The sequence below is a fragment of the Agromyces cerinus genome (genome assembly GCF_016907835.1).
Taxonomy (GTDB): domain Bacteria; phylum Actinomycetota; class Actinomycetes; order Actinomycetales; family Microbacteriaceae; genus Agromyces; species Agromyces nitratus.
Genome location: NZ_JAFBCT010000001.1, coordinates 1,535,419 through 1,559,372 on the forward strand (window position 1 = coordinate 1,535,419; position 23,954 = coordinate 1,559,372).

Here is a 23,954-nt window from a genome sequence, read left to right on the forward strand (position 1 = left end):
GTCAGTACCTCACCCTCGGGTCGATGAGCGCCGCGATGATGTCGACGATGAAGTTGGTGAGCGCCACGATCACGGCGAGCAGGGCGACGATGCCCTGCACCGCGACGAAGTCGCGCGCCTGGAGGTACTCGGAGAGCATGAACCCGAGCCCCTTCCACTCGAAGGTCGTCTCGGTGAGCACCGCGCCGCCGAGGAGCAGCGCGATCTGCAGGCCGATGACCGTGATGATGGGGATGAGCGCGGGGCGGTACGCGTGCTTGCGCACGAGACGGTACTCGCTCACGCCGCGAGATCGCGCGGCATCGACGTAATCGGTCGAGAGCGTGCCGATGACGTTGGTGCGCACGAGCCGGAGGAACACGCCGGCGGTGAGCAGGCCGAGTGCGATGGCGGGCAGCACCGCGTGAGCGAGCACGTCGCCGAGCACCGCCGGATTCCCCGTCATGATCGCGTCGATCGTGTAGAGGCCCGTCTTGTTCGGCAGCAGCTCCATCTGGAGCTGCGCACTGACCGAGGCTCGACCGGCGACCGGCAGCCACCCGAGCCACACCGAGAAGATGAGCTTCAGCAGCAGGCCGGCGAAGAAGACCGGAGTGGCGTAGCACAGGATGGCGAACACGCGCAGCGAGGCATCCTGGCCCTTGTCGCGGAAGTACGCGGCGATCAGGCCGAACGGGATGCCCACGACGAAGGCGACGAGGAGCGCGTAGAACGCCAGCTCGAGGGTCGCAGCGCCGTAGGTGACGAGGATTTCGGTGACCGGGCGGTTGTCGGTCAGCGTGGTGCCGAAGTTGCCCGTGGCGATCTGTCCGAGGTACTCGAGGTACTGCACGAAGATCGGGCGGTCGTAGCCGGCGGCGTGGATGCGCTCGGCGAGCTGGTCGGCCGGGAGCTGGCCGCCCAGCTTCGCGGTGATCGGGTCACCGGTCGAGCGCATGAGCACGAAGACGAGGGTGACGAGGATGAACACCGTCGGGATGATGAGAAGGGCCCGCACGATGATGTAGCGGCCGAGGCCGCCACCGGAGGACTTCGGTGGTCTCCGTTTTGCGGGGGACGCGCTACTGGCGGGCGCCGTCGTCGTTGAGGTCAATGTTCGCCAATCGGGTGAGGCTCGAATGCGGATGGCCCGCTCGGGAGAGCGGGCCATCCGTTCTTTGCGTAGAAGTGACTCTAGCCGTTCAGCCGGCTCAGCCCTTCGACAGCGCCGCGTAGCGGAACTTGAACGAAGCGTCGAGCGTCTGGTCGGTGCCCTCCACATCGGTGCCCGTCACGGCGACCTGTGCGCCCTGCAGGTACGGCACGGTCGACAGGTCGGCCGCCACCTTCTCCTGGATCGCCTCGATGTCGGCGGTGCGGGTTGCGGGGTCGGGCTCGGAGGCCTGCTTGATGATCAGGTCGTTGACTTCCTGGTTCACGTAGTGGTTCCCGAGGAAGTTCTCGATCAGGAAGAACGGCGTGACGTAGTTGTCGGCGTCCGAGTAGTCGGGGAACCAACCCAGCTGGTAGGCCGGGTACACGTCGGAGGTGCGGTCTTCGGAGTACTGCACCCACTCGGTGGTCTGCAGGTTCACCGTGAACAGGCCGGTCGACTCGAGCTGGTCCTTGATGAGTGCGTACTCGTCGGCCGACGAGGGGCCGTAGTGGTCGTTCGAGTACTGCAGGTTCAGCTCGACCGGCGTGGTCACGCCGGCAGCCGTGAGGCGCTCGGCGGCCTTGTCGGCGTCGGGCGCGCCCTCGCCGTCGCCGTACATCTCGACGAGCGGCTCGACCGCGCCGGCGATGCCGGCCGGTACGTAGGAGTACAGCGGCGTGTAGGTGCCCTTGTAGACCTGGTCGGCGAGCTCATCGCGGTCGATGAGGTCGGCGACGGCCTGACGCACCGCGAGCGCTTTGGCCGGGTCGGCCTCGGGCGTCTTCGCGCCGTACGGCTGCGTGTCGAAGTTGAAGACGATGTAGCGGATCTCGCCGCCGGGACCCTCGACGACGTTGACCTTGTCGTTGCCCTTGAGGTCGTCGATGTCGGTCGCGGAGAGGCTGCGGTAGGCGACGTCGATGCCGCCCTCCTGCACGTCGAGCTTCAGGTTCGACGACTCGGCGTAGTACTTCAGGTTGACCGTGTCGGTCTTCGCCTCGGCGAGAAGGCCCTTGTATTCGGGGTTCTTCTTGAACGAGATGAGCGTGTTGAAGTCGTAGCTCGTGATCGTATACGGGCCCGCGAAGGCGTTCGCCGCGACGATCTCGTCGTCGGGCGTCAGCGCGTCGGCGGCGAAGACCTCGTCATCGACGATGGCGCCCGGGAAGCTCGTGAGGATGAGCGGGAAGACCTGGTCGTTCTCGGCCTTGAGGTGGAAGACGACCGTGGTGTCGTCGACGACCTCGGTGCTGTCGAGGTTGTAGAGCAGGCTCGAGGCGCCGTTGGGGTCGGCGATCGCGACCTGGCGGTCGAACGAGAACTTCACGTCGTCGGCGGTGAGGTCGTTGCCGTTCGCCCACTTCAGGCCCGCGGGAAGCTTGACCGTGTACTCGGTCGGCGAGGTGAACTCGGCCGACTCGGCGAGGTCGGGAACGACCTCGGTGCTCTGGTAGTCGGTGTTCAGCAGGTACGGGAAGACCTGCGTCTGCACGGCGAGCGAGCCGTTGTCGTACGAGCCGGCCGGGTCGAGCGTGGTCACCTTGTCGGTCGTGCCGATGGTGATCGAGCTGCCGGAAGCGTCGTCGCCCCCGCCGCCCGCGGCGCAGCCGGCCAAAGCGAGGGCTGCGGCCGAGAGACCGGCCACTGCGACGAGGCTGCGCCGCCCGTTCTTGGATGCGGATGTCATATCCGTCTACCTCTTCCTGTCAGGACTGAATCGCGCTGCGCTGCGCGCAGACGCGTTTTCGTATCCCCAAGACGTAGCACACGGCCTCGGAATGGTGCTTGGAGTGACGGCTCCACGGCCGAATGTTTACCGATCTGCAACATTGGACGCAACGGATGCGCGTCGGCGGGCACCTTCGTGCGGATGGTCCTCAGTCGGCCCTGAGCGCGCGGCGCTCGGTCTCGATCTCGACGAGGGCACGCTGCAGTGCCGCATAGGCGGCGACGTCGGTGCGGTCGGTGCGCTGCAGGCGCCCGAGCAGCTCGGACTTCTGGCGCAGCAGTTCGCGATCGACGAGCGCTCCCACCACGCCCTGCACGTAGACCGTGAGCTCGGCCTCGCTGCGATGCGGCATCGGTGCGACGGCGAGCTGCTGAACGAGGCTGGCGAATGGCGCCGGCACCTCGGCGATGACCCGGTCGACGCGCACCTGCGGGTCGGAGGAGGCCAGCACCGAGGCGATGCCGTCGCGGATCACCGTGAGCGAGGGGTTGCCGAACCGGCAGTCGACCGCGTGGCGGAGCAGGTCGGCACCGACGGTGTCGGGGTGCTGCACCATCGCCTGGAGGGCATCGCGCTCGAGGCGGGTCGCGGGGTCGTTCGGCAACTGGGTGATGGAGAACGGGCGCTCGGGGACATCCGCCGCCTCGGTGGCGCCTGCGGTGCCGGATGCCGCGGGCCGGCCGTCGCCCGACTCCCCCGACTTCGGCCGGCTCGCCGCCGAGCGCACCGCGCGCGTGACCTCGCCGAGCTCGACGCCCAGCATGCGGGCCAGCTCTCGGGTGTACCCGGGCCGCAGCGCGGGATCGCGGATGTCGGCGACGACGGGCGCCGCCGCTCGGAGCGCGGCCACCCGGCCCTCGACCGTCTCGAGGTCGTAGCGGGCCAGCGTGTGCTTGATGACGAACTCGAACATCGGAGTGCGCGACTCGATGAGGGTGCGCACGGCGGCGTCGCCGCGCGCGAGGCGCAGGTCGCACGGGTCGAGCCCGTCGGGGGCGACGGCCACGAACGTCTGCGCGGCGAAGCGCTGCTCTTCGCCGAACGCGCGGATCGCCGCCTGCTGGCCGGCCGCGTCGCCGTCGAAGGTGAAGACGACCTCGCCGACGCCCGAGGCATCGCCGAGCACGCGGCGCAGCACCTTGATGTGGTCGACGCCGAACGAGGTGCCGCACGTGGCGATCGCGGTCGTGACCCCGGCGAGGTGGCACGCCATGACGTCGGTGTATCCCTCGACGACCACCACCCGGTGGGTCTTCGAGATGTCGCGCTTGGCCAGGTCGAGCCCGTAGAGCACCTGCGACTTGTGGTAGATCGCGGTCTCGGGGGTGTTCAGGTACTTGGGGCCCTTGTCGTCGTCGAGCAGGCGTCGCGCACCGAAGCCGACGGTCTGGCCCGTGACGTCGCGGATCGGCCACACGAGCCGGCCGCGGAAGCGGTCGTAGACGCCGCGGTCGCCCTGCGAGACGAGGCCGGAGGCCGAGAGCTCTTCGGTCGTGAACCCTCGACCCTTGAGGTGGTCGGTCAGTGCGTCCCAGCTCTTGGGCGCGAAGCCGACGCCGAAGCGCCGGGCCGCCTCGGCGTCGAAGCCGCGCTCGCCGAGGAACCGGCGGCCGACCTCGGCGTCGGGGGCGCTGAGACGCTCGACGAAGAACTCGGCGGCGGCCTGGTTGGCCGCGAGGAGCCTCGCGCGGTTGCCGTGATCGGAGGCCTGGCCGCCGTCTTCGTAGTGCAGTTCGAAGCCGATGCGGCCGGCGAGCCGCTCGACCGCCTCGGTGAACGAGACGTGGTCCATGCGCTGCAGGAACGTGTAGGCGTCGCCCGACTCGCCGCAGCCGAAGCAGTGGTAGTAGCCGAGACCCGGTCGCACATGGAAGCTCGGGCTGCGCTCGTCGTGGAAGGGGCAGAGGCCCTTCATCGAACCCACGCCCGCCGACTTCAGGCTGACGTGCTCGCCCACGATGTCGGCGATGTTCGTGCGGGCCTTCACCTCATCGACATCGCTCTGTCGAATTCGGCCCGCCATGGCTCTCATCCTAGTTCGCCGAACGCCGACGAGCGCCGGAGGCCGGTTCGCGTCGTCACTGCTGCACGAGGCGCTCGTACCAGGCGAGGGCCGACTGGTCGGTGAGGCTCGCGACCTGGTCGACGACGACCCGCTTGCGCGCCGGGTCGTCGTCTGCCGCACGCCAGTCTTCGGCGAAGCCGGCGTCGAGGTGCTGCTCGCCGCCCGCGAGGAGCACATCGGCGAGCGACGTGAGCACCTCGCGCTGCTGGTGGTAGATCGGCTGGCGCGTGTTCTTCGACATCACGTACGCAGCGACGATGCCCTTCAGCACCGCGATCTCGGCCTGGATCTCGCGGGGCACGATGACGTCGGCGTCGAAGCGGATGAGGCTCGCGAGCGGGAACGCCGATCGGGTCGCGGTGGTCGCGGCGTGCGCGAACCGGCCGATGAGCTGGCTCGTGAGGTTCTTCAGGCGGCCCTGGTCGAATCGGCTGCCGTTCCAGGTGTCGAGCCATCCGTCGAGGGAGTCGAGGCGGTCGAATGCGGCGATGAGTTCGTCGTGGGTGATCGAGCCGCCGACCCACTCGTACATCGACGTGACGAGGCTCTCGTGGTCGACGCGGGCGCCGAGCGCTGCGACGTCGATGTAGCCGTTGACGATCGCGTCTTCGAAGTCGTGCACCGAGTAGGCGATGTCGTCGCTGAGGTCCATGACCTGCGCCTCGATGCAGAGGCGGCGCTCGGGGGCACCGGCGCGGAGCCAGCGGAACACCTCGGTGTCGCCCTGGTAGAAGCCGAACTTGGCGCGGCCGGATGGATCGGCGACGCTCGTCGCCTCGGGCCACGGGTACTTGCAGCTCGCGTCGAGGCTCGCGCGGGTGAGGTTCAGGCCGTAGCTGCGGCCGTCGGGGCCGAAGACCTTCGGCTCGAGTCGCGTGAGCAGCCGCAGCGTCTGCGCGTTGCCCTCGAAGCCGCCGATGTCGGCCGCCCAGGTGTTCAGCGCCTTCTCACCGTTGTGGCCGAAGGGCGGGTGGCCGAGGTCGTGCGCGAGGCACGCGGTGTCGACGACGTCGGGGTCGAGACCGAGGCTCGAGGCGAGCTCGCGCCCGACCTGTGCGACCTCGAGCGAGTGCGTGAGGCGGTTGCGGGCGAAGTCGAGGCCGGCAGTCGGGCTCAGCACCTGCGTCTTCGCCGCGAGGCGACGCAGCGCGCTCGAGTGCAGCAGCCGGGCACGGTCGCGCGCGAAGTCGCTGCGCCGCGAGGAGTGCTCTTCGGGGAGCCAGCGTTCGGTGTCGGCGGTCTCGTAGCCGCCGAAGAGTGGTTCGCGCACGGTCAGCCGCCGCTCGTGTCGAGTTCGGCGTCGACGAGGGTCACTCGGTCGTGGCCCGCCAGCTCCTGCGAGTCGAGCCAGCCGTCGGGCAGCGCCGGCTTCTTCGGAGTGCCGGCGCGACCGCGCGGGCCCTCGGCGCCCTCGCCCGGGTAGGGCATCGACCAGTCGAGGGTGCCGAGCAGCTCGTCGAGCTGCACGAGCGACTCGACGGTCGCGAGGCGCGCGCGAAGGTCGCCGCCCACGGGGTAGCCCTTGAAGTACCAGGCGACGTGCTTGCGGATGTCGCGGCACCCGCGCTCTTCGCTGTCGAAGAACTCGGTGAGGAGCTCGGCGTGCCGACGGAATGTCTGCGCGACCTGCCCGAGCGACGGGTGGAAGCTCTGCGACTCGCCGCGGAACGCCGCGGCGAGGTCGCCGAAGAGCCACGGGCGGCCGAGGCATCCGCGCCCGACGACGACCCCGTCGCACCCGGTCTCTGCGACCATGCGCAGCGCGTCATCGGCCGACCAGATGTCGCCGTTACCGAGCACCGGCACGCTCGTGACCGTCTCTTTGAGCCTCGCGATGGCCGACCAGTCGGCCTCGCCCGAGTAGAACTCGGAGGCGGTGCGCGCGTGCAGCGCGACCGCAGCGACGCCGGCGCCCTCGGCGATGCGGCCCGCCTCGAGGTAGGTGAGGTGGTCGGCGTCGATGCCCTTGCGCATCTTGATGGTCAGCGGGATCTCGCCGGCCGCGCGCACGGCGCCCTCGACGATGTCGCGGAAGAGCCCGCTCTTCCACGGAAGGGCGGCGCCGCCGCCCTTGCGGGTGACCTTCGGCACGGGGCATCCGAAGTTCAGGTCGATGTGATCGGCCCGGTCTTCGGCCACGAGCATGGTGACCGCCTCTGAGACGGTCTTCGGGTCGACGCCGTAGAGCTGGATCGAGCGCGGCGTCTCGGACTCGTGGTGCGTGATGAGGCGCATCGACTCGGGGGTGCGCTCGACGAGCGCGCGCGAGGTGATCATCTCGCTGACGTAGAGGCCGGCGCCGAATTCGCGGCAGAGGCGACGGAAGGCCGTGTTCGTGATGCCGGCCATGGGGGCGAGCACGACGGGCACGTCGAGTTCGAGCCCGCCGATCGTGAGCGGGCCCGTTGGAAGCGTGGTGGTTGAGGACATCACCGTCGATTCTCCCAGAGATCGGGGCGCACTCGCCCGCTTCGTCCGTGCGCGCCTAGGATTCTCGGAGGACGAGGCTGGGGAGGACGACATGTCGGAGCTCACGGGTGCGGATCGGGTGCGAGCGGATGCCGCGGCGCGCGGCCTCGAGGTCGAGATCATCGAGCGCCCGGCGGCGAACAGCCTCGAGGAGGCGGCCGCGCTCATGGGCATCACTCCCGCCGACATCGTCAAGTCGCTCGTCGTCAAGCGCAGCGACGACACCTACGTCTTCGCCCTCGTGCCCGGTGGCCGCAAGATCTCATGGTCGAAGCTGCGCGCGGTCGTCGGCGTGAACAAGCTGCAGCTGCCCGACGCATCACTCGCGCTCGCCGCGACGGGCTACGAGCGCGGCACCATCACCCCGCTCGGCTCGACCACGGCCTGGCCGGTCGTCGCCGACGCCTCGATCGCGGGTCGACGCGTCTCGATGGGTGCCGGCGAGCACGGCCGCAGCCTCTTCGTCGACGCCGATCGGCTCATCGACGCCTTCGGCGCGACGGTGGCCGACATCTCCGACCCCGAGTAGCGCGAGCGTTCAGCGCCCCGTGCCCGCTGCTGCGGGTCGAGCCTGTCGAGACCGGGTTTCGACAGGCTCAACCAGCAGACAGGCTCAACCAGGCGACAGGCTCAACCAGCAGGGGGGATGAAGCAGACGTCGCCCTCGCAGACCATGGCCGACGGGTCGCCCGTGATCATCGCGAAGGGCGCGGGAGCCGCGGCATCCGTCGTCGCAGTGTCGACCTCGCTCACGCGACGGCGCTCTCGCGCTCGTCGGCGATCTGCGTGAGCGCCTGGGCGAAGACCTCTGCGGGCTGCGCGCCCGAGATGCCGTACTTGCCCTCGATGACGAAGAACGGAACGCCGTTGATGCCGTAGGCCTGCGCCTGGGCGATGTCGGCCTGCACGGCCGCGGCGTACCGGCCCGACTCGAGCGCTTCGCGCGCAGCGTCGGCGTCGAGGCCGATCTCGGCGCCGAGCTCGACGAGCTCGTCGACGCGTCCGACGTGACGGCCCTCGGTGAAGTAGGCGCGCAGCAGGCGCTCGGTGAGCTCGAGCTGCAGGCCCTGCTCCTTGGCGAAGTGCAGCAGCTCGTGCGCCTTCAGCGTCTTGGTGTGCTGCAGCGCATCGAAGTCGTAGTCGAGTCCGGCGGTCGCGGCGACGCCCGTCACGTGCTCGAGCATCTGCTGCACGCGCTCGGCGGGCATGCCCTTGTGCTTGGCGAGGAAGTCGATCTCGGAGCCCTCGAAGTCGACCGGGGTGTCGGGTGCGAGCTCGAAGGAGTGGTACGTGATGTCGACCTCGGGTGCGTCGTCTCCGAGCGAGGCGATGCCGCTCTCGAGGTGGCGCTTGCCGATGTAGCACCACGGGCACGCGATGTCGGACCAGATGTCGATCTTGATGGGTTCACTCACGAACTCTGCAAACGGATGATTCGGTCTCCGTATTCCCCGTCGGGCACCCCTCGTCGATCGCGACGCCGCGTCCGGGCCCGGATTAGGGTGAACGGATGCCTCATGCTGCCGATTCCCCGCGCGACCGCGCACCGCGCCGCATCCTCGTCGCCGGGGCCAGCGGGGCGGGCAAGTCGACGCTCGCGCGGCAGATCGCCGCGGCATCCGGACTGCCGTTCCAGGAGATCGACGCGCTCTTCCACGGACCCGACTGGACGCCGCGTCCGAGCTTCGTCGCCGACGTCGACGCGTTCACGTCCCAGCCGGGCTGGGTGACCGAGTGGCAGTACGACTCGGCGCGTGAACTGCTCGCCGACCGGGCGCAGGTGCTGGTCTTCCTCGACTACTCGCGGGCGCGCGTGATGCGGCAGGTCGTCGCGCGAACGGTGCGACGCCGCGTGCGGCGCGAGGAGCTCTGGAACGGCAACCTCGAGCCTTCACTGACCACGATCTTCAGCGACCCCGAGCACATCATCCGCTGGGCGTGGAACACGCATGGCAGCCGGGGCGAACTCGTCGCCGACGCCGCGCGCAGGCGCCCGCACCTCGAGGTCGTGCTGTTGCGGAATCCACGCGAGGCCGAGGCCTGGCTCGCCACGACGTACCCCTTCCATTCAGGACGCTAGCGATATATCGTTGAGTATCGCTCAGTCGTGAACCGGGAGGTCATCATGAACGGTCAACGCCCGACAGGCGGATTCGGTGGAGCAGGTTTCAGTGGTGAACGCGGCTTCGGGGCAGGCAGCCCCGGCGCTGCGATCTGGGAGGCGATGGAGCAGTTGCGCTCCACCTTCGACCCACGACCAGGGGTGAAGCGGATGGCGCGCGGCGACGTGCGCGCGGCGGTGCTCGCCCTGCTCGCCGAGCAGCCGATGCACGGCTACCAGATCATCCAGGAGATCGAGGAGCGCAGCGGCGGCATGTGGAAGCCGAGCGCCGGCTCGGTCTACCCGACGCTGCAGTTGCTGGCCGATGAGGAGCTCATCGTCGCCGAGGAGCTGCGCGGTCGCAAGACCTACTCGCTCACCGACCTCGGCCGTGCCGAGGTCGAGGCAGCGGCCGACCGGCCGGCACCCTGGGAGTCCTCGTCGTCCAACGGCACCGAACAGCACCGCGCCCTCTCGAAGGCGGCCGTCGACCTCGCCGCCGCAACGGCGCAGCTCGGCCGGAGCGGAACCCCCGACCAGGTGAAGCAGGCCGTGACGGTGCTCGACGACGCCCGCCGCGCGCTGTACTCGATCCTCGCCCAGAGCTGACACGTGGCGCCCCTGCTTCCCCATCGAGGAACCGGCGAGCGGATGGCGCGATGAGCGACGGTGCACGTCGTGCGCGCTCCCGCCGCATCCTGACGTTCGCGGCCCGGCGACTGATCCAACTCTGGTGGTTCGAGCTCGCGCTGCCGAAACTGGGCCTCGCGGGCGTCGCCGAGCGCACACGCGAGCAGCGCATCCGTCGACTCGCGGAGGATTTCCGCACGCTCGCCGTCGAGCTCGGCGGGCTCATGATCAAGGTGGGGCAGTTCCTCTCGTCGCGCCTCGACGTGCTGCCGCCCGAGATCACCTCGGAGCTCGAGGGCCTGCAGGACGAAGTGCCGCCGGTGCCGTTCCCCGCGATCCGCGACCTCGCAGAGGCCGAGCTGGGCGCACGACTCGAGCACGTCTTCGACCGCTTCGACGAGGCCCCCGTGGCGGCGGCCTCGCTCGGGCAGGTGCACCGCGCCCGGCTCTCCGATGGCGACGCCGCCGAGACCGGGCTGCACGACGTCGTCGTCAAGGTGCAGCGCCCCGGCATCGACCAGATCGTCGCCGTCGACCTCGCCGCGCTCCGCCGCGTCGCCGGTTGGCTGCGGCGGGTGCGCATCGTGTCGGACCGCGTCGATGCCCCTGCCCTCGTCGAGGAGTTCGCCCAGACGAGCCTCGAGGAGATCGACTATCTGCACGAGGCAGCGAGTGCCGAGCGCTTCGCGGAGTCGTTCGCCGATGACGACCGCGTGTACGCCCCGGCCGTGGTGTGGGAGCGGACGACCCGTCGGGTGCTGACCCTCGAGGACGTCACGGCGATCAAGATCAACGACACCGTCGCATTGCAGGCGGCCGGCATCCCGCCCGCCGACGTCGCTCAGGTCTTCGCCGAGATCATGTTCGACCAGGTCTTCACGCACGGATTCGTGCATGCCGACCCGCATCCCGGCAACATCTTCGTCACGCCGTTGCCGCCCACGACCGTGCACGGCGACGGGCCGAACGGCTCTGTTCCGCCGTGGCGGCTCACCTTCGTCGACTTCGGCATGATGGCCGAGGTGCCGACCGAGCTGCGCTCGGGGCTTCGCGCACTCGTCATCGCCGTGGCCGCCCGCGACGGTCGGGCGATGATCGACGCCGCCCGCGAGATCGGGGTGCTCATGCCCTCGGCCGACACCGGCGAGCTCGAGCGCGCGCTCTCGCAGCTCTTCGCCCGCTTCGGCGGCATGGGCTTCGCCCAGCTGAAACACGTCGACCCGCGGGAGTTCCGCGAGTTCGGCGAGGAATTCGGCGATGTCATGCGGTCCCTCCCGTTCCAGCTGCCCGAGCACCTGCTGCTGCTGATCCGCTCGATGGCGCTCACCTCGGGAATGTGCAGCGGACTCGACCCCGAGTTCAACGTGTGGGATGCCGTCGAGCCCTACGCCGCACGGCTCCTCGATGAGGAGCGCGGCGACATCGCGCGAGACCTCGCCTCGGAGGCGATGAAGAGCGCGGGCCTGCTCTGGCGGATGCCGCAGCGCGTCGACGCGCTCATCACGAAGGCCGATGAGGGTCGGCTCTCGTTCGACACCTCACGCATCGAACGGCGCCTCGACCGACTCGAGGGCCTCGCCCGCCGCGTCGTGTCGGCCGTGCTGTTCGCCGCGCTGCTCATCGGCGGAGCGATGCTCGTCGCGCCGAACCCCGTGCTCGGAACGACACTCATGATCGCTTCGGCGCTGCCGCTCCTGCACGCGTTGTTCGCCGGAGTGATCGGTCGCCGCAGATCCCGCTGAGGCCACCGTCTGCGGGCCTGTCGGCCGGACGACACCCGGCCGAAATGGAGGGTGGCCTCCGCTAGCCTCGTCCGCATGGGTGTTCGCGGGTTCACGACGGCGTCATCGGTGACTCGCGATCGGCTGGCGCTCGCACTCGCCCCGGCCCTCACTCCCGACGGGACAGTCGCCAGTCCGAGCTTCTTCCACGGGTTCGCAACCGAACCGCAGGTACTGGCGCGCGGACTGCTGTCGCTCGCCGACATCACCGCCACCCGGTACTTCAAGTACACGCCCACCACTCAACGCGACCCGGTGCTCACCGCCCACGGCGATCGACTGCGCGCTGAAGTCTTCTCAGCCTGCAACAGCGTGTACGCACGACTCGACCTCCTCGGCTCCGGACTGGACGGCGGTGAGGTCGCGCATGGGACCACGAACGTCGACATCGGGATGGCCACGCGACAAGCGCTCGCGTCGGTCGGCAGGGGCGAGCTGTTCCATCTCGATGTCGGCCGGCACGGGCTGACCGTGGCCACCCCTGCGACCGCGGCGACGGAGCGGCCGGTCGAGATGCCGAATCGGTGGATCCCCGCGCTCGGCAATGTCGCAGAGTTGCACCGTGGACTCGCTCGCGCCTTCACGCTCGACCGGGCGGCCGCACGCGCACTGCTCACCTCGATCCCTGCGACGACCGCGACGGGATCGGCCGGATGGCTCACACCGACTGCTGCAGGATTCCGCATCGCGCCTCGTCGCACCGACCGCGCAGTGCACGTGAACGGAATCCATCGCCTGAGCGGGCTGAAGCGGCTGCTCCCCCATGTGACCGGGCTCACCGTGTACGGCCCTGCCGACGGTGAGCCGGGCGCCACGGCATTCGAGGTCGAGCTCCAGCACGCCCGATTGCTGCTCGGGATCACCAAGGAGCCATGGCGCGGGTTCTCGGGCGAGGGCTCGTTGCTGAGCGCGCTGGCGAGTCCCGAGGTCACCGAGCATGCGGCGCTCGTCTCGGCGCTGCTGGCGTTCGAACCGGTGATCGACGTCGAGCGGCTGCGCCTCGAGTCGGGGCTCACGACGGCACAGGTCGAGTCGGGTCTCGCCGTGCTGGCCGCCTCCGGACGCGTGGGCTGGGACATACGCGCACGCGCCCACTTCCACCGGGAGTTGCTGGACGACCCCGAGCGCGTCACGCGGGACAACCCGCGCGTGAGCGCGGCGCGACGGCTCGTCGCGCAGCGCCTCGTGGAACGGGGTACCGAGCCCGGCGAGTGGCTCGTGCATTCGGGCACCCGCACCGAGCCCGCAACGTACAGCGTGCGCGGGGCCGATGGCGACGCCCGCTGCACCTGCACGTGGCAGCTCACCGGCGGTGGAGATCGAGGACCGTGCAAGCACGTGCTCGCCGCACAGATCATGATGAAGGAGATCCGATGACCGACGCCCTCGCGCGCTCGCTCGAGCTGTTCAGCGACCTCGGCTGGGCCGGCGCCGCACAGACCGACGCGCTCGCACTCCCGGTCGGCACCGATGCGCAGCAGCGCGAAGCCCGCGCCGGCCTGCAACGCGGCGACTGGGACGTCTGGGTCGAAGAGGGGAACAGTCTCTTCCGCGAGTCCACGGTGGGCGAGGTCGACCACGGGATGCTCGCGCTGTTCGCCATCCGTGTGGGTGCGGACGCACGACGCGCGGAGGCCGTGCTCGACGGGCCGGGTTCCGTCCCCGATCAGCTCGCCAGCGAGGTGCTCGCGACGCGCGGGCCGGAGTTCGCCATCGCCTTCACGTCGCGCGCCTGTCGCTCCAACCGGCGCCCATGGGAGCACGCGACGTCGGTGCACGCCGGTCGCGCGGTGCGGCTGGTGCATCACCATGCACTGCCCGTGCCCGAGAGCGTGGAGTACCTGAAGGACTGGGCCGTGTACGCGGCCGTCGCGCTCGGTCTGGAGGCTGAGCTGTACCCCGTCGGTCGCGGCGCGATCGATGCCGAGGTGATCCGCTCTCGATTCGTCGACCATCTGCGCACCGGCGTCGCCGTCGGGGCTCCGGCGACCGGACCGTTCGGCGACGTGGTCGCCGCGGGCGCCGAACAGGGGTGGGTCGAGCGCGACGAAGCCGTGGCGCTCGCGCTCACGGCGCTCGACGCCGCGCAGCGGCCTGGAGACCGCAAGGTGTGGGCCGTCGTCCTCACCGATTCGCTGGCACTCACCGACGCAGAGTTCGTCGCACATGCGGACGCCCTCCTCGGAGCCCTCAGTCACGCGGAGGCCCCGGTGGTGACGGCGTTCGCGCCCGCGATCATCGAGCACGGTGACGCGTACCAGGCCGCCGACGTGCTCTCGCTCTCGCTCGCGGCGAAGTCCAAGGCCGCACGCAGGATCGTGCTCGACGCAGCGCTGCGCCGCACGCAGCCGCTCACCGGTGATGCTGCCGAGACGGCCTCGTTCGCGCTGTCGCCGGTCGCGTCGGGCCGCGACGGCTCGCTGGCGAAGGCGGCCCTGGCCCTGCAGGAGCGATGGGGCGTCGACTCCGAACCCGTCGCGGAGCCCGAGGTCGCAGCGACAGCGTGGCAGCCGACTCCCGACGTCTGGATCGTGCCGCGCTTCCAGCTGCCGGTCGCATCACCTGCCGCGCTCGCCGAGGCCGCGGGGGTGCTGGCGTCACGCCCTGAGGGCGCCGAAGACCTCGAGGTCGACCGCTTCCTTGAGCTCGCGAACGCTGTCGCACGGACCGATGTCGACGCAGCGCACAACGCGCTGCGCGGGCTGAGGCCGAACTGGCGTGCGGGCGTGAGCTCCGCTGCCGACCGGGTCGCCGGCGCTCGCATCCGAATGCTCGACCGGCTCGTGCCCTCCGGCGACGACGAGTGGCGGCGCGATGTGGTGTTCAGTCCGGTCCCGGCGCGCGAAGCCTCGGTCGTCCGACGGCTCGGCGAGGTTCCCACGCTGCTGTCCACACCGTCGTGGGACGACCTTCGGATCGCGCCGGACGATCTCGTCGAACGCCTGCTGAGGTACCGCGATGCCGACGCCACAGCGAGTGAGGCGGATCTGCTCCTCGCACTGCTCCGCCTCGACCTGGTGCTCGTCGAGCAGCGGCACCTCGACGCGCTCGCCCTGTTGGACGTGCCCGTCGTGCTGCAGTCCGGCGAGCTGATGACGATCGCCGCCGGCCCGGCAGCCATCGCGTACGCGCTCGATCCGTTGATCGAACCGGCACAGGTGCAGGACGAGGATGGCGACTGGCGCCGTGCAGCCACCGCGCTTCCGGCGTCGCTCACTCCGTTCCCGCGCCGAATCGATACGACGGGTTTCGCCTGGGGCGGGACGGTCGAGTTGCCGACGTGGGGTGACGGCGCATACTCGGGCGATGGACTCGAAGCCGGCAGCGGCTTCGAGTGGCGACAGCTCGCGCGCCGCAAGGCACCACTCACCCCGTGCCTCGCCGCCCGGATGCTCAGTGGACTTCAGTCACCGCATCCGAATGCCGCCACCGCGATGTTCGAGGGTGTGCTGGAGGCATGGGATCGAGGGCTGCTCCGGCCGGGGACGGCCGATCTCGGCCTGCTCCGGTGTGGCAGCTCGGGCAGCGGCGCGCAACTCGCGCGCGTCGCGCTGGAGCTGAGCGAGGCCGGACTCGGCTCCGTCGTCTGGCCGCTTCTCGACGGCTTCGTCGGCGCGTCGCTCGGAGCTGTTCGGATGACGGCGGGCACCGCGGAGGTGGTCGAGGCGATCGGCGTCCTGCTGCCCGGCGCCGAGGACGCCGTCGCTGCCGGCAACGCCGAACCGACGACGCTCGACCTCCCGCACACCCGCGCTCTCGCCGCCCGCCCCGGCTCCTCGCGCGCCGTCGCCGCCGCGAAGGCGATCGCTGCGCGACTCCCCGAACCGAGTGCGGCCTCCGGCTCCGACGTCGCTTCGCCGAAGCCCGCGGTCGATCTCGACGCGATCTGGCCCGCCGGAGACGGTGAGGGGGCCGCCATCGACGACGGCATCCGCCTCGCCTCGTCATCGCACCTTCGCGGGTCGAAGCGCTTCGTGCCGCTCGAGTTCAGCCTGGCCGAAGCACCCGAGGTGCGGTACCGGGCGCTCATGTCCTGGTCGTACGCCCTCGACCGCGAGGGCCAGCTCGATGCCGACACGGTCGTGGGCGAGGAGCGACGCTGGCTGCAGTGGGACGAAGCGTCGGGCAGGATCATCCCGTCGGAGTTCCGCGACCGCAACGCCGGCAAGGACGGCCCGATGAGCAACGGCCCGGTACCGCCCCTGACCGTTCTGATGGTCGCGGTCGTGCTGGCCTCGCTGTGCTCCGACGTCGAGTCGCGCTACAGCGTCGACGCGATGGTCGCCGGCCGCCGCTTCTCTGCCGAGTCGGTGTGCCTGGCCGCGTCACGGCTGCTGCCGCTGCCCGACATCACGCCTGCGCGCATGATGGGCTCGATCGAACGCGAGATGCGCGCGCTGCCGGTGCTGTGGCCGCTGCTCACCGAATCCGTCCGATTCGCGGCCGCCCAGCCGAAGCCGCCGTCCTGGCTGAACCGCGTCCTCGACGTCGCACTGCTTCGGGCCCCGGTGCTGCGTGCCGCCGCATCGGCGGGCCGGATCCCAGCCGAGCACGCCGCATGGCCGGGGCTGGCGGACCTCGCAGCACGGCCGGGCTCGAGCGCAGCGCTCACCAAGGCGCGGTCGCTCGTGACCGAGCTCGGCCTCGGCTGACGAGAACGATCACCGACGGAGTCGGCTCGACTCAGCTGCCGGCGGTCGGCGCGTCGATCGCACCGCCGAAACGGCGATTGCGACCGGCATAGAGCTCGATGGCCTGCCACAGGTCGACGCGCGAGAAGTCGGGCCACAGCGTGTCGAGGAACACCATCTCGGCGTACGCCGACTGCCAGAGCATGAAGTTCGAGGTGCGCTGCTCCCCCGAGCTGCGCACGAAGAGGTCGACGTCGGGCAGGTCGGGCACGTAGAGCCGCTTCGCGATGAGCTTCTCCGACACGGCCGACGGGCGAAGGCGACCGGATGCCACGTCGTCGGCGATCGATCGCACGGCGTCGGCGATCTCGGTGCGCCCTCCGTAGTTGACGCACATCGTGAGGGTCAGGGTGTCGTTGCCCGCGGTCAGCTGCTCCGCGACCTGCAGCTCCTTGATGACCGAGGCCCAGAGGCGGGGGCGGCGTCCGGCCCACCGGATGCGCACGCCCCACTCGTTGAGCTGGTCGCGGCGCCGGTGCAGCACGTCCCGGTTGTAGCCCATGAGGAAGCGCACCTCTTCGGGCGAGCGCTTCCAGTTCTCGGTCGAGAACGCGTAGACCGAGAGGTGCTTCACGCCCGCCTGGATGGCCCCTGCGACGACGTCGAGCAGCGCCATCTCGCCCGCCTTGTGCCCTTCGATGCGGGTGAGGCCGCGGCGGTTGGCCCACCGGCCGTTTCCGTCCATGACGATCGCGACGTGCTCGGGCACTGCACCCTTCGGCAGGGCGGGCGGGTAGATGCCCGTCCAGTCGAGCGGCCGGTAGGGCACGGCGTCGCGGTGGGTGTAGGGCTTCGGGCTCACTGGGCGGTCGTCTCTCTGGATACGTGGGGCAGCGAGCGGAGGCCCCGCTCGAGGTGCCACTGGGTGTAGGCGGCGATGATGCCGCTGGCCTGGCTGCGGTCGCGGTCGCTCGACGCTTTCGCGAACACCCAGTCGCCGGCGAGCAGTGCGCCGAGGAGGGCCACCGTGGAGCCGGCGATGCGCGGCGTGCCGGGCGGGGCGCATTCATCGCAGACGACGCCGCCGAGCTGCACGACGACCGCCGTGTGCTCGCCGACCTTGCCGCAGCGCGCGCAGTCCTGGAAGCTCGGCGCCCATCCCGCGAGGGCGAGGGCACGCAGCAGGTAGGAGTCGAGGGTGAGGCTCGCGCCGTGCTCGTGCCGTGAGAGCGAGCGCAGCGCACCGACGAGCAGCAGGTACTGCTGCAGGGAGCCCTCGGCCTCGGTGAGCTTGTCGGCGGCCTCGACCATGGCGTTCGCGGCGGTGTAGGCCGAGTAGTCCTGCGTGATGAGGGCGCCGTAGGAGCCGAGCGACTCGGCCTGCGTCACGACGTCGAGGCTCCGGCCCTCGTAGAGCTGCAGGTCGGCGACCATGAACGGCTCGAGCCGCGACCCGAACTTCGAGCCCGTGCGTCGCACGCCCTTGGCGACGGCGCGGATCTTGCCGTGCTGCCGGGTCAGCAGGGTGACGATGCGGTCGGCTTCGCCCAACTTGTGGGTGCGGAGCACGACGGCTTCATCTCGGTACACGGGCACCCTTCATTCTCCCACCCCGGGCCCTCGAACCGCCCGAAGCGGATGCCGCGGCGCCCCGATCCCACATGCTTGACTGGGCGCATGGCAGAGATCCTCGTCACCGGGGCGACCGGAACTGTTGGGCGCCGGCTCGTCGAGCGGCTCCGCGATCGCGGCGACAGCGTGCGGGCGCTGAGTCGCCGCAGCGGACCAGACCTCGTGACCGGCGACCTCGCCACGGGCGACGGCATCGAGCAAGCGATCGACGGCGTCGAGACGATCGTGCACCTCGCGACGACGAGCCGAGACGACTCGGGTATCGCCCGAGTCCTCGTCGATGCGATCGGCCCCGAGCGGCGCCCGCACCTCGTGCTGCTCTCGATCGTGGGCATCGACCGCAATCCGCTCCCGTACTACCGCGGCAAGCTCGCGACCGAGGCGGTCGTGACCGGCTCGGGCGTGCCGCACACCATCCTCCGGGCGACCCAGTTCCACCCATTCGTGGCCTCGCTTCTCGACGCGCAGCGATACTCCCCCGTGCTCGTCGCGCCGTCGATCAGCCTGCAGCCGATCGACGTGGGCGAGCTCGTCGACCGACTCGTCGAACTCGTCGACTCCGCGCCGGCGGGACGCGTGCCCGACATCGGCGGCCCCGAGGTGCGCACGGTCCGCTCGTTCGCAGAGGCCTACCGCACGGCGCGAGGCTCGCATCGCCCGGTCATGCCCCTGCGCCTGCCCGGCGCGACCTTCCGGGCCTTCCGCTCGGGCAGCGCGCTCGTGCCCGACGGGCAGACCACGACCGTCACCTTCGAGCAGTTCCTCGCGGCGCGTGATTCACTGGTGCCGTGAGCTCCGCACTCTTCGTCATCCCGCTCTGGCTCGACCTCACCGCAGTGGCGATCGGAGCCATCCAGGGTGCGATGTTCGCCGCCCGCCTCACCGAGCGCCGCATCGACCTGCTCGGCGTCGCCCTGATCGGCGTGCTCGTCGGACTCGGCGGTGGTCTCCTCCGCGACGTGCTGCTGAATCAGCCGCCCGCGGCGATCTTCGACAACTGGTACATCCCCGTCGCGACCGCGGCGGCTCTGCTCGGCATGCTGCTGCTCCGGGTGTTCACCCGGCTCAATGGGCTCATCATCGCGCTCGACGCGGTCACGATCGGCCTCTTCGGCGCGATCGGCACGACGAAGGCGCTCGCCTACGGTGCACCCGTCGTGCCGGCGGTGTTCGTCGGGGTGCTCTCCGCCGTCGGCGGCTCGATCCTGCGTGATGTCGCGCTGAACCTGCCGATCGCTCTCATGCACGTCGGCTCGCTCTACGCGATCGCCGCGACCGTCGGTGCGGCGCTCCTCGTGGTACTCGTCGCCCTCGGCGTCAACGTCGTCGTGGCGGGCAGTGCGTGCGTGATCGTGACGACACTCATCCGCCTGGGCTCCGTGCGCTTCGGCTGGAGCCTTCCCGAGCAACGTGCGCTCGGCTCCTGGAAGGTCTGGCGTCGCGCCTGACTCCCATGCCATGAACCAGCGGATGCCGCGTGCACACCTCGTGCACGCGGCATCCGACTTCGATCAGACCCCGACGACCTCGCGCTCGGCGTCGGCGGGAACGGCGCTGCGGAGCGCGCGGTTGACCGCGGAGACGACCGCCTTCAGCGATGCCGTCGAGATGTCGGCGTCGATGCCGACGCCCCAGAGCACCCGGCCCTCGACCTCGAGCTCGACGTAGGCAGCGGCCAGCGAGTTGCCGCTCGCGGCGAGCGTGTGCTCGACGTAGTCGCGAAGCTGCACCGACACGCCCTCGGCGCCCATGACGGCGAGGAACGCCGAGATCGGGCCGTTGCCGGACGCGTCGGCCTCGACGCGCTCGTCGCCGTCGCGGAGGCCGACTCGCACGTTGACGACGCCGTCGAGCGCGCTCTCGGTGCGGAGCGACAGCAGTTCGAACCGGCCCCACTTCTCATCGGGGCGCTCCTGCGGCGCGGGCAGGTACTCGTCGTTGAAGACGCGCCAGATCTCGTCGCTCGAGACCTCGCCGCCCTCGGCGTCGGTCTTGGCCTGCACGACGCCCGAGAACTCGATCTGGAGGCGGCGCGGCAGGTCGAGCGCGTGGTCGGCCTTCAGCAGGTAGGCGACGCCGCCCTTGCCCGACTGCGAGTTCACGCGGATGACGGCCTCGTAGCTGCGGCCGAGGTCGCGCGGGTCGACGGGCAGATACGGCACGGCCCACTCGAGTTCGCCGAGGGCGACGCCGCGGCGCTCCGCCTCGACGTCCATGGCCTCGAAACCCTTCTTGATCGCGTCCTGGTGCGAGCCGGAGAACGCCGTGTAGACGAGGTCGCCGGCCCACGGGTGACGCTCGGGCACGGGCAGCTGGTTGCAGTACTCGACGGTGCGCTTGACCTCGTCGACGTCGGAGAAGTCGATCTGCGGGTCGATGCCCTGCGTGAACAGGTTGATGCCCAGGGCGACGAGGTCGACGTTGCCGGTGCGCTCGCCGTTGCCGAAGAGGCAGCCTTCGATGCGGTCGGCGCCGGCCAGGTAGCCGAGCTCGGCGGCGGCAACCGCGGTGCCGCGGTCGTTGTGCGGGTGCAGCGAGAGGATGACGTTCTCGCGGTGCGCGAGGTGCCGCGACATCCACTCGATCGAGTCGGCGTACACGTTGGGCGTGGCCATCTCGACGGTCGCGGGCAGGTTGATGATGACCTTGCGCTCGGGCGTCGGCTCGAAGATCTCGATGACCTGGTTGCAGACGTCGACGGCGAACTCGAGCTCGGTGCCGGTGTAGCTCTCGGGCGAGTACTCGTAGTAGACGGTGGTGCCCGGAATCGTCGCTTCCATCTCACGGCACTTGCGCGCACCGTGCAGGGCGATGTCGATGATGCCCTGCTGGTCGGTGCGGAAGACGACCTCGCGCTGCAGGATGCTCGTCGAGTTGTAGAGGTGCACGATGGCCTGCTTCGCGCCGGCGATCGACTCGTAGGTGCGCTCGATGAGGTGGTCGCGCGCCTGCGTCAGCACCTGGATGGTGACGTCCTCGGGAATCGCGTTCCCTTCGATGAGGCTGCGCACGAAGTCGAAGTCGGTCTGGCTCGCCGAGGGGAAGCCGACCTCGATCTCCTTGTAGCCCATCTTGACCAGGAGGTCGAACATGATGCGCTTGCGCTCGGGGCTCATCGGGTCGATGAGGGCCTGGTTGCCGTCACGCAGGTCGACGGCGCACCAGCGCGGTGCGACCTCGATGCGCTTCGACGGCCACGTGCGATCGGGCAGGTCGACGCGGATCTGCTCGTGGAACGGGCGGTAGCGATGCACGGGCATCGACGACGGCTGCTGGGTGTTCTGCATGGGGTGCTCTTCTCGCTTACGGATGGGTTTCAGCCGACGACGAACTCCGCAGCGAGGGAGGCCTGAGACTAGGACTCGCTGCGGCAGCTAAGGAGAAGCAGGCCGTGAAGCACACGCCAAGGCTAACACCGAGGACGACCGGCTGCGCAAACATGACGGAACGAGCGGATGCCTCCCCCGACGCATCCGCTCGTTCCGTTCCCCTCAGCACCCCGCGGCGGCACTCCCTAGTCGACCGCGAGGGCGACCACCGGCGAGACGCGCATCGCGCGCCGTGCCGGAGCGATGGAGGCGACGAGCGTCAGGACGCCCGCGGCCACGAGCAGACCGCCGAACAGCGCCCACGGAATGCCCGGGAGCACAAACGTCGGCTCCCCCTGCGCACCGCCGAGCAGTGCCTGCGCACCCGCCCAGCCGTAGCCGAAGCCGAGCACGATGCCGGTGGCGGTGGCCGCGAGCGTGAGGGCGGCGCTCTCGACGACGATCATGTGACGCAGCTGCCGACGGTCGAAGCCGAGCGCGCGCAACAGGCCGAGCTCGCGCGTGCGCTGCATGACGCTCAGCGACAGGGTGTTCACCATGCCGATCGCGGCGATGAGGGCGCTGAACCCGATGAGCACCGTGAAGACCGCGACGGTGACGTTCAGCATCTCGTCGATGCCGGCGTACATCTCGGGCTGTGCTCGTTGCGCGGCGACGAGCATCGCCCGGTACGACTCCATCGTCACCGAGAACGTGGTCACGAGGGTGACGCCGATCACGAGGCCGATGGTCATGCGCGAGCTCCGCTCGGGGTGGCGCACGGCGTTCTCGGCGGCGAGGCGGGCCGCCGGCGAGGCACCGAAGAGCCGGCCGACGATGCGCAGCACCGGGGGCATCACGACGTGTGCGCCGAGCACGATGCCCGTGAACGAGACGAGACCGCCGACCATGCCGACGAGCACGCCGTACGGTTCGGTCAGACCCCAGACCACGCCGGCGACCAGCAGGCCGATGCCCACGACGAACAGCACGAGGGCGGTGATGTTGCGCCCACGACGACGGCCGAGCTCCTCGCGGTCCTGCTCGTTGGCGTTGCCGATGGCCTGGATCGGCCGCACTCGCAGCACCCGGCGCGAGCCGACCCACGAGGCGAGCCACGTGGTGATCACGACGGCGATCGCCGGCAGCACGATCATCGCGTTCAGGTAGTCGTAGTCGGTGGCGGGCATGAGGTCGTTCGCGACGGCCAGCTGCTCGATGCCGAAGGCGATCGCGGTGCCGGCGATGACGCCGATCGCCGCCCCGATGAGGCCCACGAGCAGCCCCTCACGGGCGATCTGTGCGCGCTGAGCCCGGGCGCTCGAGCCGATGAGGCGGAGCAGGGCGATGAGCCGTGTGCGACCGGCAACGACGGTCGAGACGGTGTTCGCCGTGACGATCGCGCTCACGTAGACCGCGATCACGATGAACACGACGGCGACGATGCCGAGCATCAGCGCGACCGTGGTGCTCTCGCCGGTCACGTCGTCGGCGGCGATCGCAGCGGCGAGCAGCCCGGTGATGTGCAGCAGCGCGACCCCGAAGGTGCCGGCAAGGGCGGCGACGAGGAGCGTCGGCCACTGGTCCTTCAGTCGCGTGTGCATCAGGCGGCGACCTCCATCGAGAGCATGAACGAGGAGATCTCCTCGGCGCTCGAACGACCCGAGTCGCGCACGATGCGACCGTCAGCGAGGTAGAGGATGCGGTCGGCATGGCTCGCGGCGACGGGGTCGTGCGTGACCATGGCGATCGACTGGCCATAGCGCGCGCTCGCCGCGGCGAGGAGGCCGAGCACCTCGCGCCCGGTGCGCGAGTCGAGATTGCCGGTCGGCTCGTCGGCGAAGACCAGGTCGGGCCGGGTTGCCAGCGCACGGGCGATGGCCACGCGCTGCTGCTGGCCGCCCGAGAGCTCGTGCGGGCGGTGTCCGATGCGGGGCCGTAGGCCCAGCGTGTCGAAGAGCTCGTCGATCCACGCCTGCTCGTCGCGCGTCGGGCGCCGCCCGTCGAGGTCGAACGGCAGCATGACGTTGCCGCGCACGTCGAGCGTCGGCACGAGGTTGAACGACTGGAAGATGAAGCCGATGCGACGACGGCGGAGCACGGTGAGTGCGGAGTCGGACAGCTCGGTGATGTCGGTGTCGCCGAGCCACACCTGGCCGGCCGTCGGCGAGTCGAGGCCCGCCATGATGTGCATGAGTGTCGACTTGCCCGAACCCGATGGGCCCATGATGGCGGTGAACTCGCCGCGGCGGAGGCCGAGGGAGACGTCATCGAGTGCGGTGACGGTGCTCGCACCGGTTCCGTAGCGCTTGCCGAGTTCGGCGACGCGGGCGATCAGGCCGAGGTCGGAGGGTTGGATCTGCATGTCTTCGACGCTACGGACGGCACCGGGGGTGAGGCATCCGGCGCTTGGATGGTTCGCCGTCATCCTGCAGGATGACCCGGCATCACCCGAGAGCAGGCACCTGGACGG

General features: G+C 70.1%; 20 protein-coding genes. 8 read left to right on the forward strand and 12 right to left on the reverse strand.

All coding sequences use genetic code 11. The features are described from left to right. Position 1 precedes the first annotated feature (1 nt). The 5 genes from JOE59_RS07090 to dusB all read right to left on the reverse strand — a co-directional run bounded on the left by JOE59_RS07090 (position 2) and on the right by dusB (position 7,359). Complete coding sequence (locus JOE59_RS07090; RefSeq protein WP_239560136.1) at positions 2 to 1,093, reverse strand: ABC transporter permease; 1,092 nt, start codon at positions 1,091 to 1,093, stop codon at positions 2 to 4. Positions 1,094 to 1,190: 97 nt separating this feature from the next. Beyond that, positions 1,191 to 2,822 carry an ABC transporter substrate-binding protein gene (locus JOE59_RS07095; RefSeq protein WP_204459535.1) on the reverse strand — a complete coding sequence of 544 codons (1,632 nt, stop codon included), beginning with the start codon at positions 2,820 to 2,822 and terminating at the stop codon, positions 1,191 to 1,193. 190 nt (positions 2,823 to 3,012) lie between these two features. Further along, the gene (dnaG, locus tag JOE59_RS07100; protein ID WP_204459536.1) at positions 3,013 to 4,887 is read right to left on the reverse strand and encodes a DNA primase; all 1,875 of its coding nucleotides are present in this window, start codon (positions 4,885 to 4,887) and stop codon (positions 3,013 to 3,015) included. 55 nt (positions 4,888 to 4,942) lie between these two features. Further along, positions 4,943 to 6,199 carry a deoxyguanosinetriphosphate triphosphohydrolase gene (locus JOE59_RS07105; protein ID WP_204459537.1) on the reverse strand — a complete coding sequence of 419 codons (1,257 nt, stop codon included), beginning with the start codon at positions 6,197 to 6,199 and terminating at the stop codon, positions 4,943 to 4,945. Positions 6,200 to 6,201: 2 nt separating this feature from the next. Further along, positions 6,202 to 7,359, reverse strand: a complete 1,158-nt coding sequence (gene dusB / locus JOE59_RS07110; protein WP_204459538.1) for a tRNA dihydrouridine synthase DusB — start codon at positions 7,357 to 7,359, stop codon at positions 6,202 to 6,204. Positions 7,360 to 7,450: 91 nt separating this feature from the next. Between dusB and JOE59_RS07115 the strand changes: the two genes are divergently transcribed. Beyond that, entirely contained in the window at positions 7,451 to 7,927 is a 477-nt protein-coding gene (locus tag JOE59_RS07115) for an aminoacyl-tRNA deacylase (RefSeq protein WP_074259192.1), read from the forward strand. Positions 7,928 to 8,028: 101 nt separating this feature from the next. On the opposite strand, the gene JOE59_RS18950 is transcribed toward JOE59_RS07115, so the two are convergent. Next, positions 8,029 to 8,151 (reverse strand): hypothetical protein, encoded by a 123-nt coding sequence (locus JOE59_RS18950; protein ID WP_268754819.1) that lies wholly within the window; start codon positions 8,149 to 8,151, stop codon positions 8,029 to 8,031. Beyond that, entirely contained in the window at positions 8,148 to 8,813 is a 666-nt protein-coding gene (locus tag JOE59_RS07120) for a DsbA family oxidoreductase (protein ID WP_204459539.1), read from the reverse strand. The genes JOE59_RS18950 and JOE59_RS07120 overlap by 4 nt, the downstream gene beginning before the upstream one ends. A 95-nt stretch (positions 8,814 to 8,908) precedes the next feature. On the opposite strand from JOE59_RS07120, the gene JOE59_RS07125 reads away from it, so the two are divergent. The 5 genes from JOE59_RS07125 to JOE59_RS07145 all read left to right on the forward strand — a co-directional run bounded on the left by JOE59_RS07125 (position 8,909) and on the right by JOE59_RS07145 (position 16,562). After that, positions 8,909 to 9,478, forward strand: a complete 570-nt coding sequence (locus JOE59_RS07125; RefSeq protein ID WP_204459540.1) for a P-loop NTPase family protein — start codon at positions 8,909 to 8,911, stop codon at positions 9,476 to 9,478. Between the two features lie 45 nt (positions 9,479 to 9,523). Next, the gene (locus JOE59_RS07130) at positions 9,524 to 10,108 is read left to right on the forward strand and encodes a PadR family transcriptional regulator (RefSeq protein WP_204459541.1); all 585 of its coding nucleotides are present in this window, start codon (positions 9,524 to 9,526) and stop codon (positions 10,106 to 10,108) included. A gap of 50 nt (positions 10,109 to 10,158) precedes the next feature. Then, on the forward strand, positions 10,159 to 11,871 hold the full coding sequence (locus tag JOE59_RS07135; protein ID WP_204459542.1) for an ABC1 kinase family protein: 1,713 nt from the start codon (positions 10,159 to 10,161) through the stop codon (positions 11,869 to 11,871). A gap of 75 nt (positions 11,872 to 11,946) precedes the next feature. Beyond that, the gene (locus JOE59_RS07140) at positions 11,947 to 13,287 is read left to right on the forward strand and encodes an SWIM zinc finger family protein (RefSeq protein WP_204459543.1); all 1,341 of its coding nucleotides are present in this window, start codon (positions 11,947 to 11,949) and stop codon (positions 13,285 to 13,287) included. Beyond that, the gene (locus tag JOE59_RS07145; RefSeq protein ID WP_204459544.1) at positions 13,284 to 16,562 is read left to right on the forward strand and encodes a DUF7824 domain-containing protein; all 3,279 of its coding nucleotides are present in this window, start codon (positions 13,284 to 13,286) and stop codon (positions 16,560 to 16,562) included. Before JOE59_RS07140 ends, JOE59_RS07145 begins: the two co-directional genes overlap by 4 nt. Positions 16,563 to 16,593: 31 nt before the next feature. Here the strand turns inward: JOE59_RS07145 and JOE59_RS07150 are convergent, their stop codons facing one another. Continuing rightward, positions 16,594 to 17,403, reverse strand: coding sequence for an isoprenyl transferase (locus JOE59_RS07150; protein ID WP_204459545.1), 810 nt, complete (start codon positions 17,401 to 17,403; stop codon positions 16,594 to 16,596). After that, positions 17,400 to 18,137 carry a DNA repair protein RecO gene (gene recO / locus JOE59_RS07155; protein ID WP_204459546.1) on the reverse strand — a complete coding sequence of 246 codons (738 nt, stop codon included), beginning with the start codon at positions 18,135 to 18,137 and terminating at the stop codon, positions 17,400 to 17,402. Before recO ends, JOE59_RS07150 begins: the two co-directional genes overlap by 4 nt. Before the next feature lie 81 nt (positions 18,138 to 18,218). Here recO and JOE59_RS07160 point away from each other — a divergent pair, with 81 nt between their 5' ends. Both JOE59_RS07160 and JOE59_RS07165 read left to right on the forward strand, forming a co-directional pair. Beyond that, a complete protein-coding gene (locus JOE59_RS07160; RefSeq protein WP_204459547.1) occupies positions 18,219 to 18,965 on the forward strand; it encodes an SDR family oxidoreductase in 747 nt (248 codons plus the stop codon). Next, entirely contained in the window at positions 18,962 to 19,621 is a 660-nt protein-coding gene (locus JOE59_RS07165) for a trimeric intracellular cation channel family protein (RefSeq protein WP_204459548.1), read from the forward strand. The genes JOE59_RS07160 and JOE59_RS07165 overlap by 4 nt, the downstream gene beginning before the upstream one ends. 63 nt (positions 19,622 to 19,684) lie before the next feature. Here JOE59_RS07165 and leuA read toward each other — a convergent pair whose 3' ends face one another. The 3 genes from leuA to JOE59_RS07180 all read right to left on the reverse strand — a co-directional run bounded on the left by leuA (position 19,685) and on the right by JOE59_RS07180 (position 23,846). Then, positions 19,685 to 21,460: a 2-isopropylmalate synthase gene (gene leuA, locus JOE59_RS07170; protein ID WP_204459549.1), complete on the reverse strand. Its 1,776-nt coding sequence runs from the start codon at positions 21,458 to 21,460 to the stop codon at positions 19,685 to 19,687. A 227-nt stretch (positions 21,461 to 21,687) separates the two neighbouring features. After that, positions 21,688 to 23,085, reverse strand: a complete 1,398-nt coding sequence (locus JOE59_RS07175) for an ABC transporter permease (protein ID WP_204459550.1) — start codon at positions 23,083 to 23,085, stop codon at positions 21,688 to 21,690. Beyond that, on the reverse strand, positions 23,085 to 23,846 hold the full coding sequence (locus JOE59_RS07180; RefSeq protein WP_204459551.1) for an ABC transporter ATP-binding protein: 762 nt from the start codon (positions 23,844 to 23,846) through the stop codon (positions 23,085 to 23,087). The genes JOE59_RS07175 and JOE59_RS07180 overlap by 1 nt, the downstream gene beginning before the upstream one ends. Positions 23,847 to 23,954 lie beyond the last annotated feature (108 nt).